Origin of the sequence: Stenotrophomonas sp. GD03777, from assembly GCF_029842485.1 — a bacterium.
In the GTDB taxonomy this organism is placed as follows: Bacteria; Pseudomonadota; Gammaproteobacteria; order Xanthomonadales; family Xanthomonadaceae; genus Stenotrophomonas; species Stenotrophomonas sepilia.
Window position 1 is genome coordinate 1 of record NZ_JAOCGL010000150.1, and the last position, 7,032, is coordinate 7,032.

The 7,032-nt window shown below is 67.1% G+C and carries 8 protein-coding genes; 6 read left to right on the forward strand and 2 right to left on the reverse strand.

Annotated elements, in window-relative coordinates; genetic code table 11:
- Positions 1-99: 99 nt before the first annotated feature.
- On the forward strand, positions 100-1,092 hold the full coding sequence (locus tag N5E02_RS19425; RefSeq protein WP_053496711.1) for a patatin-like phospholipase family protein: 993 nt from the start codon (positions 100-102) through the stop codon (positions 1,090-1,092).
- Positions 1,093-1,131: 39 nt separating this feature from the next.
- On the opposite strand, the gene N5E02_RS19430 is transcribed toward N5E02_RS19425, so the two are convergent.
- The gene (locus N5E02_RS19430) at positions 1,132-1,617 is read right to left on the reverse strand and encodes an Lrp/AsnC family transcriptional regulator (RefSeq protein ID WP_005411782.1); all 486 of its coding nucleotides are present in this window, start codon (positions 1,615-1,617) and stop codon (positions 1,132-1,134) included.
- A 125-nt stretch (positions 1,618-1,742) separates the two neighbouring features.
- On the opposite strand from N5E02_RS19430, the gene phhA reads away from it, so the two are divergent.
- Entirely contained in the window at positions 1,743-2,636 is an 894-nt protein-coding gene (gene phhA / locus N5E02_RS19435) for a phenylalanine 4-monooxygenase (RefSeq protein WP_053496712.1), read from the forward strand.
- A gap of 105 nt (positions 2,637-2,741) precedes the next feature.
- Here phhA and N5E02_RS19440 read toward each other — a convergent pair whose 3' ends face one another.
- Positions 2,742-3,797 carry a LacI family DNA-binding transcriptional regulator gene (locus N5E02_RS19440; protein WP_065186796.1) on the reverse strand — a complete coding sequence of 352 codons (1,056 nt, stop codon included), beginning with the start codon at positions 3,795-3,797 and terminating at the stop codon, positions 2,742-2,744.
- Between the two features lie 239 nt (positions 3,798-4,036).
- Between N5E02_RS19440 and N5E02_RS19445 the strand changes: the two genes are divergently transcribed.
- The 4 genes from N5E02_RS19445 to N5E02_RS19460 all read left to right on the forward strand — a co-directional run.
- A complete protein-coding gene (locus N5E02_RS19445) occupies positions 4,037-4,627 on the forward strand; it encodes a cysteine dioxygenase family protein (RefSeq protein WP_065179059.1) in 591 nt (196 codons plus the stop codon).
- Positions 4,628-4,738: 111 nt separating this feature from the next.
- Positions 4,739-5,377 carry a bifunctional 4-hydroxy-2-oxoglutarate aldolase/2-dehydro-3-deoxy-phosphogluconate aldolase gene (gene eda, locus N5E02_RS19450; protein ID WP_065186797.1) on the forward strand — a complete coding sequence of 213 codons (639 nt, stop codon included), beginning with the start codon at positions 4,739-4,741 and terminating at the stop codon, positions 5,375-5,377.
- 96 nt (positions 5,378-5,473) lie between these two features.
- Complete coding sequence (gene adhP, locus N5E02_RS19455) at positions 5,474-6,502, forward strand: alcohol dehydrogenase AdhP (protein ID WP_065179057.1); 1,029 nt, start codon at positions 5,474-5,476, stop codon at positions 6,500-6,502.
- A 149-nt stretch (positions 6,503-6,651) separates the two neighbouring features.
- Positions 6,652-7,032, forward strand: a 381-nt coding sequence (locus tag N5E02_RS19460) for a hypothetical protein (RefSeq protein ID WP_279946633.1), incomplete at its 3' end; no start/stop codon positions are given.

Below are 7,032 nucleotides of genomic sequence, written 5' to 3' on the forward strand. Positions count from 1 at the left end.
ACCTTTATGAATGGGCGATATTTCCCACCCTGCCCGCCCCGCCGCGGCTTCGGTATGCTGGCGCCCTTTCCTGAATCCGGCGCCGCGCGCGCACTGCCGATGAGCCTGTTCCGCCCCCGCATGCTGCTGTCCGTCGCCCTGATCGGCCTGCTGGCCGGCTGCGGTGGCGATCCGGTCCGCCCCACGCCGCCGCCTGCGCCGACCGTGGTCCCGCAGGCCAAGCCGGTGAAGATCGGCATCGCCCTGGGCGGCGGCGCGGCCAAAGGCTTTGCCCATATCGGCGTGATCAAGATGCTGGAGGCCAACGGCTTCGAGCCGGCCGTGGTCGCCGGCACCAGCGCCGGCAGCGTGGTCGGCGCCCTGTATGCCAGCGGCATGGATGCCTTCCAGATGCAGAGCAAGGCCGTCGCGCTGGACGAAGCCAGCATCCGCGATGTGCGCCTGTTCTCCGGTGGCCTGGTGCAGGGCCAGAAGCTGCAGGACTACGTCAACGAGCAGGTCGCCAACCGTCCCGCCGAGCGCCTGAAGAAGCCGTTCGCCGCCGTCGCCACCCAGCTCGAAACCGGCGAGCGCGCAATCTTCGTGCGCGGCAACGTCGGCCAGGCAGTGCGCGCGTCGAGCAGCATTCCCGGTGTGTTCGAGCCGGTGAAGATCGGCGGCCGCAACTACATCGATGGTGGCGTGGTCAGCCCGGTGCCGGTGGATGCCGCACGCCAGCTCGGCGCCGACTTCGTGATCGCCGTGGACATCTCCAGCAAGGCCAGCGGCAAGGCGCCGACCGACATGCTGGGCATCGTCAACCAGTCCATCTCGATCATGGGCCAGCGCCTGGGCGAGCAGGAACTGGCGCGCGCCGACATCGTCATCCGCCCGAAGGTACTGGACATCGGTGCCGCCGATTTCAGCCAGCGTGGCACCGCGATCCTGGAAGGCGAAAAGGCTGCGATGGCAGCGATGCCGCAGATCCGCGCCAGGATCCAGCAGCTGCAGCGCGCGCGCGCCGCAGCAGCCGCACCGGCACCGGTGGCCGCGCCGAAGTGCGAGGAAGCCTCGCGCCTGGGCAAGCTGATGGGCCGCAAGGACAAGTGCTGATCCATTGAAGTCAGGCCACCGGGCCCGCTCGGTGGTTGCTCAGGACTCCAGCTGCGACAGCGGCAACGCCTGGAAGCCCTTCACCGTGCGCAGCACGAAGCTGGAATTGGCATCGGCCACGCCACCGGCATTGAGCAGCCGGTCCAGCAGGAAGCGCGAGAAGTGCTCCAGGTCGCGCACGTAGACGTGCAGCAGGTAGTCCATGTCACCCGTCAGTGCGTGGCAGGCCACCACCTCGTCCCACGCCTGCACGCTGTCCACGAAGTGGCCGATGGCGGCCTGGTCGTGCTTTTCCAGCTGCACGCGCACGAAGGCCTGCAGGCCCAGCCGCAGCTGCCGTGGCTCCAGCCGCGCGCCATAGCCGACGATCACGCCCTCGCTTTCCAGCCGCTGCAACCGCCGCAGGCAGGCCGAAGGAGAGAGATTCACCCGCGCCGCCAGTTCGGCGTTGGTGGCGCGCCCATCCCGCTGGATTTCGGCCAGCAGGCGTATATCCGTGCGATCGAACTGGACTTCTCCGGCCATTGTTGCCCCGCAACATGGTGAGTACGCAAGGATATTGCGCCAACAAGGCCAATCGGCGCAACTTTTGCAACCCTGTTGCGCGTCCCCTGCCCTAGCATCATGGGTATCCCATCCAGGAGTGCCGCATGGACCTCGCCCAGCCCCGCCGCGTCGAACACCAGCAGACCGACAAGGGCTACGTGCCGGTGTATACCACCGCGCTCGTCGAGCAGCCATGGGACACTTACAGCGCCGACGACCACGCGACCTGGAGCACGCTTTACCAGCGCCAGCGCGAGCTGCTGGTCGGCCGTGCCTGCCAGGAGTTTCTGGATGCGCAGGACGAGATGGGCATGAGCGCACACATGATTCCGCGCTTCGACCAGCTCAACGAAGTGCTGGGCGCGGCCACCGGCTGGACCCTGGTCGGGGTTGAAGGCCTGTTGCCGGAACTGGATTTCTTCGACCATCTGGCCAACCGCCGTTTCCCGGTGACCTGGTGGATCCGTCGCCCGGACCAGATCGACTACATCGCCGAGCCGGACCTGTTCCACGATCTGTTCGGCCACGTACCGCTGCTGATGAACCCGGTGTTCGCCGACTACATGGAGGCGTACGGCCGCGGTGGCGTCAAAGCGCATGCGATCGGTCCGGATGCGCTGCAGAACCTGACCCGCCTGTACTGGTACACCGTGGAGTTCGGCCTGATCGACACGCCCGAGGGCCTGCGCATCTACGGTGCCGGCATTGTGTCGTCGAAGGGCGAGTCGCTGTACTCGCTGGAATCGGCCGCGCCCAACCGCATCGGCTTCGACCTGCAGCGGATCATGCGCACGAAGTACCGCATCGACACCTTCCAGAAGACCTACTTCGTCATCGACAGCTTCGAACAGCTCATGCAGGCGACCTCGCCGGACTTCACCCCGATCTACGCGGCCCTGGCCAACCAGGCGCATCTGCCGGCCGGTGAAGTGCAGGGCGACGACCGCGTGTTCCAGAAGGGCACCGGCGAAGGCTGGGCCGACGGCGGCGACGTGTAAGCACACAACGCGCACGGCTTTGCACTGAAAACGGCGCACATGGGTGCGCCGCTTTCGTTGTTGCCTGCCTGCGCCACTGCAGCGGCGCAGGCGAGGGCAGGACACTCAGCCATCCACGGCCCGGCAGGAACCGCGCACCATCAACTGCGGATGCACGCTGGCCGCGGTCGGTGCGTCGGGCACGTCGGCCTGGACCAGCATGGCGGCGGCGGTGCGGCCGATGTCGGAAACGTGGCGCCGCACCGACGTCAGCGGCGGCCACAGCCGCGATGCCAACGGGCTGTCGTCGTAGCTGACGATCGACAACTGCTGCGGCACCGCGATGCCTGCACGCAATGCCACCTGGTACACACCTGCGGCGATTTCGTCGTTGCCGGCGAAAATCGCACTGGGGCGTTGCTCGCCCATCAGCAGCCGTTCGGCGGCATGCACGCCGGACTCGAAGGTGTCGCCCGCTTCCAGCACGCGCTCGCCGGGCAGGGTCAGGCCGACCTGCGCCAGCCGATCAAGGAAACCATGCGTCCGTTCGCGCGCGGCACGCCGGTCACCCGGTCCGGTGATCACCGCGATGTCGCGGTGGCCAAGCGAAAGCAGGTAGCCCGCCGCAGCGGCAGCACCATCGCGGTCATGGGTGACCACGGCATGGTTCTCATCCTCCGAGGCATGCGCGTTGATGCGCACGTAGCGGCAGTCGATGTCATCGAGCATCTGCGCCAGCGCAGCCGATTCGGACGCACGCGGCCCCAGGATCACGCCGTGCAGCTTCTGCTGCTGCACGAAACGGCGCACGCCCTGCGGGCATTCCGGATCCTGGCTGTCGCAGGGGTGCACCACCAGCTCATAGCCAGTGCCGCGCAGCGCGTCCAGCGCGCCGTGCTGCAGGTCGACGATGCATTGGGCACCCGGATCGTCATACACCAGGCCGATCAGGAAGGAGCGGCGGAATGCCAGCCCGCGCGCGAGAGGATCGGGCACGTAACCGACCTCGCGCATCAACGCCTCGACCTTGTCGCGGGTGTCCTTGCGCACCAGCGGCGAGTTGTTGATGATTCTTGAAACCGTTTTCTTGGAAACTCCCGACAGTCGTGCGATGTCGTTGATCGTGGCAGCCTTGCCCTTCGATGCCGGCAACGCGGCATCGCTAATAGTTCGCACTGACATGTATAGAACCAGGTAAGTCGGAGAATTCTAGCCTTGCGCCCGTCGGGCGCGAAGTTGCGGAATGTCGCAGCGGATCTGAATCGTGTCGTGTTCGACAGGTTCTGCTGCGCAAGGTTCCATTGTGATCGCTCTACTGCTTCTGCATCTGAACCGTTCTTCCGCGCGTATTCACCCTGGATGTGGACGCGACGCGCGCGAACGCCAACATTCCCTTAACCATGCTCCGCTACATTCGAGGCATGGACCTGCAGACTTCTCCGTTTCCGCCGTTCCGCGGCCGCGACCGGTTGATCGCCGCAGTCGACGCGGCGATGAGCTCCGGTGATCCCGAGCGCATCACGGCCGACCTGCAGCTGGCGCTGCAGGAAGCCATAACCGACAACCGCATCGAGTTGCCCGAATGCGTGCATCGGCCGGTCAGTGATCATTACGCGCGACGTCCGCTGTACCACAGCCGCGAACACGGCTACAGCGTGATTGCCATGAGCTGGGGCCCAGGGCAGGGCACGCCGCTGCACGACCACGATGCCATGTGGTGTGTGGAGGGCGTGTGGTTGGGCGAGCTGGAGATCACCCGTTACGAGCTGCTGGAGTGCGCCGGCGAGCGCTGGCGCTTCCGCCGCCACGCCGCGCTGCGCGGGGGCTGCGGCAGTGCCGGCAGCCTGATCCCCCCGCATGAGTACCACACCCTGCGCAATGCCAGCGATGAGGCACTGGCGATCTCGGTACACGTGTACGAGGCGCAGATGGAGCGCTCGGCGGTGTTCGATCCGCTCGGTGGCGACTGGTACCAGCGCCGCATCCAGGCGCTGCAGGCCGACCCGGCCTGAATCCGGCGCGGTGCGGAGCAGGGCACCATCGCGGTCCGCATGGCATCATGCGCCGCTGCGCTGCCGGCACCGGCAGCATCCGCGATGCCCTGGCGGGCAAGGAGCAAGACGATGTCCAGCGCTGATCCGCGCCTGCGCGCGCTGTTGAAGCTGGCACCGGTGATCCCGGTGTACACCCCCGAAGATGTGAATGAAGCGGTCGAAGTAGCCCAGGCACTGTTCCGTGGTGGGCTGCCGGTGATCGAGGTGACCCTGCGCACGCCGCAGGCGCTGGATGCGATCAAGGCCATGGTCGAGGCCGTGCCGGACGCGGTGATCGGTGCCGGCACCGTACTCAACGCCGCGCAGATGCAGGCGGCGAAGCAGGCCGGTGCGCGTTTTGCCGTTTCCCCCGGTGCCACGCCGGCACTGTATGCGGCCGCGCGTGATGCCGATCTGCCGTACCTGCCCGGTGCTGCCACCGCTTCGGACCTGATCCAGGGCCTGGAGCACGGCGCGGACACCTTCAAGTTCTTCCCGGCCGTGCAGGCCGGCGGCGCCGCGCTGCTGGCCGCCTGGCACGGCCCGTTCGCCGATGTGCGCTTCTGCCCGACCGGCGGCATCAGCGCGCAGACCGCGCCGCAGTTCCTGCACCTGCCCAACGTGCTGTGCGTGGGCGGTTCGTGGCTGACCACCCCGGCGCTGCTGCAGACCCGCGACTGGGACGCCATCGAGCGCCTGGCCCGCGAGGCCTCGGTGCTGGCCAGCTGAACCTGCTTCGCGGATCTTCAAAGGTTTGATCGTGATCAAAGCGCCGGCCTCGCGCCGGCGTCATTCTGTGGGCAAGCGCACTACGGAGATCCGAACATGAATTCCACCATGAAGGCCGCTGTCGTGCGTGAGTTCGGCAAGCCACTGGTGATCGAGGAAGTCTCGGTACCGCGCCCGGGGGCGGGCGAGGTACTGGTCAAGATCGAGGCTTGTGGCGTCTGCCACACCGACCTGCACGCCGCCGAGGGCGACTGGCCGGTGAAACCGAACCCGCCGTTCATCCCCGGCCACGAGGGCGTGGGGCACGTCGTGGCCGTGGGAGGCGGGGTAGGGCACGTCAAGGAAGGCGACAGGGTCGGCATCCCCTGGTTGTACTCGGCGTGTGGTCATTGCGAACACTGCCTGGGTGGCTGGGAAACACTGTGCGAGACGCAGCGCAACACCGGCTACTCGGTCAACGGCGGCTTCGCCGAGTACGCACTGGCCGATGCCAACTATGTCGGCCTGCTTCCGAAGGAGGTGGGCTTCGTCGAGATCGCGCCGGTGCTGTGCGCCGGCGTGACCGTCTACAAGGGCCTGAAGGTCACCGACACCAAGCCCGGTGACTGGGTGGCGATTTCCGGCATCGGTGGCTTGGGCCACATGGCCGTGCAGTATGCCCGTGCGATGGGCCTGAACGTGGCCGCAGTGGACGTGGACGACGCCAAGCTGGCACTGGCCCGCCAGCTGGGCGCGCAGGTCACCGTCAACGCGCGCACCACCGACCCGGCCGCGTTCCTCAGGAAGGAAATCGGCGGCGCCCACGGTGCGCTGGTCACCGCGGTATCGCCGAAGGCGTTCGAGCAGGCACTGGGCATGGTGCGCCGTGGCGGCACTGTCTCGCTCAATGGCCTGCCGCCCGGCAACTTCCCGCTGGACATCTTCGGCATGGTGCTCAACGGCATTACCGTGCGCGGCTCGATCGTCGGTACCCGCCTGGACCTGCAGGAATCGCTGCAGTTCGCCGCCGAGGGCAAGGTCGCGGCCACGGTCAGCACCGACCGCCTGGAAAACATCAACGACGTGTTCGCGCGCATGCATGCGGGCACCATCGAAGGCCGCGTGGTGCTCGACTTCGCCGCCTGACCGCCTGTGCATGGCCGCCGTCGCTCCGTCCCCCTCTCCCACGGACGCGGCGGCCATGCCGATTCATCGGATCGGATCCACACACATTTCGGTAGTGCCGGCCGCTGGCCGGCATGCCGGGTTCTCCGCCGCAGCCGTACAATGCGCGCATGCCTGGCGTGCTCAAGACCCTGTTCCTGTCCCTCGTTGCCCTGATCGGCGGTGTGCTGTCGCTTGCGCTGGTCAGCAGCGTCGCCAGCTGGCTGCCACCGTTGCTGGGCCTGTCGCCGGACAACAACAGCGTGCAGCTGGGCTGGGATCTCACCTTCAGCGTGCTCGGTGGCATCGCCGGGGTTTCCTTTGCCACCTATTACGCGCCCTGCTGGCCGCGATCGCACGGCTTCTCGATCTGGTCGCTGGTCGCGCTGGGCTGTGGCTACGCCATGTGGACGGCGGGTGCGGATTTCCCGTTCTGGTTCGTCATTTCACTGCTGGCGTCGCTGCCGTTGCAACTGCTGGCCGGCTGGTGGTTCGGCCGTCGTCCCTCGCGC

What these genes read in the sequence shown, in the direction of transcription:
- N5E02_RS19425 (WP_053496711.1), top strand. Translation starts at nt 100, where the DNA reads ATGAGCCTGTTCCGCCCCCGCATGCTGCTGTCCGTCGCCCTGATCGGC.
- N5E02_RS19430 (WP_005411782.1), bottom strand. Translation starts at nt 1,617, where the DNA reads ATGGCCGGAGAAGTCCAGTTCGATCGCACGGATATACGCCTGCTGGCC.
- phhA (WP_053496712.1), top strand. Translation starts at nt 1,743, where the DNA reads ATGGACCTCGCCCAGCCCCGCCGCGTCGAACACCAGCAGACCGACAAG.
- N5E02_RS19440 (WP_065186796.1), bottom strand. Translation starts at nt 3,797, where the DNA reads ATGTCAGTGCGAACTATTAGCGATGCCGCGTTGCCGGCATCGAAGGGC.
- N5E02_RS19445 (WP_065179059.1), top strand. Translation starts at nt 4,037, where the DNA reads ATGGACCTGCAGACTTCTCCGTTTCCGCCGTTCCGCGGCCGCGACCGG.
- eda (WP_065186797.1), top strand. Translation starts at nt 4,739, where the DNA reads ATGTCCAGCGCTGATCCGCGCCTGCGCGCGCTGTTGAAGCTGGCACCG.
- adhP (WP_065179057.1), top strand. Translation starts at nt 5,474, where the DNA reads ATGAATTCCACCATGAAGGCCGCTGTCGTGCGTGAGTTCGGCAAGCCA.